The sequence below is a fragment of the Megasphaera sp. AF13-6AC genome (assembly GCF_027685385.1).
In the GTDB taxonomy this organism is placed as follows: domain Bacteria; phylum Bacillota; class Negativicutes; order Veillonellales; family Megasphaeraceae; genus Megasphaera; species Megasphaera micronuciformis.
The window spans coordinates 1-1,217 of record NZ_JAQCUN010000230.1; the positions used below are offsets into that span (position 1 = coordinate 1).

General features: G+C 49.1%; 2 protein-coding genes. Both read left to right on the forward strand.

All coding sequences use genetic code 11. The features are described from left to right. Window positions 1-441, forward strand: a 441-nt coding sequence (locus tag PGX78_RS08415; protein WP_270446496.1) for a Mini-ribonuclease 3, incomplete at its 5' end; no start/stop codon positions are given. 3 nt (window positions 442-444) lie between these two features. Continuing rightward, the gene (rlmB, locus tag PGX78_RS08420; protein WP_270446498.1) at window positions 445-1,188 is read left to right on the forward strand and encodes a 23S rRNA (guanosine(2251)-2'-O)-methyltransferase RlmB; all 744 of its coding nucleotides are present in this window, start codon (window positions 445-447) and stop codon (window positions 1,186-1,188) included. Window positions 1,189-1,217: the final 29 nt, after the last annotated feature.

Below are 1,217 nucleotides of genomic sequence, written 5' to 3' on the forward strand. Positions count from 1 at the left end.
CTTAAGGCCTTTGCAGACGATACGACCTTGAATGTACCGTTTGTTGATGCAGCCCGTACGGACTCGTTGAATCTGGCACTCATAGGCGATGCCTATTATGCCTTGACCTTGCGTCGATGCTTAACGGCTACGGGTATACCCAATGCCCGAGTATTGCATTCCCTGGCGGCTGAATTTGTTTCCGCCAAGGTGCAGTCCGTTGTTTATGAAGCCCTTAAAGAAGATTTTACAGAAGAGGAAACGGCTGTTTGCCGCCGTGCGCGCAATGCGAAGATGCAAGTTCCCAAGAGTGCCACTGTCGGTGAATATCGCAACAGTACGGCCTTGGAAGCGCTTATCGGCTATCTGATTCTTTCCGAACAAGATGAACGGTTACAGCAAATCATGAATTGCATTGTTTCTTATACACGAAAATATAGTCGTGACTCACATAAGGAGTAGCCTGTGGATACATCGATTATTGCAGGACGCAACAGTGTCACCGAAGCCCTGAAAGCAGGGCGTTCGGTGACAAAAATTTATATGACTGCCAAAAAAGAGGCACCGCCTTTGGCTCGTATTCGAACTTTGGCGAAAGAGCGGAAAATTCCCGTCGAATTCGTCGATACTCGGGCCATGGAGCGATTGGCTCAGGGCGTACGGCATCAAGATGTCATTGCCCTTGCTGCAGCTGTTGACTTTGCCGATTTGGATGATGTCTTGGCCAAGGTTCAGGAAAAGGGAGAGATGCCCTTTTTGGTTCTTGCCGACGGCATTGAAGACGTCCACAATTTGGGTGCTATCATTCGTACGGCTGAATGTGCCGGCGTACATGCCGTTTTGGTGCCGCAAAGGCACAGCGCCCCTATAAATGAAACGGTAGCCAAGACCTCGGCCGGTGCCGTGGAATACATGCCGGTCGTTCGTATCGGCAATGTGACGACTACGTTGAAACAATTAAAAAAACAGGGGTTCTGGGTTTTAGGGGCCGACATGGTCGGCGAAGAAAACTATTACTCCCTGTCTGCCGATATGCCACTGGTATTGGTTATCGGTAGTGAAGGTAAGGGGATATCCCGTCTTGTGAAGGACAATTGCGACGTACTCGTACGCATTCCCATGTTCGGTCGGATTAACTCGTTAAATGCTTCCGTAGCGGCAGCTCTTCTCATGTATGAAGTAGCTCGTAAACGACACCGGGAAAAGTAGGTGCGAAAATGAAAGATCTCTATATCATA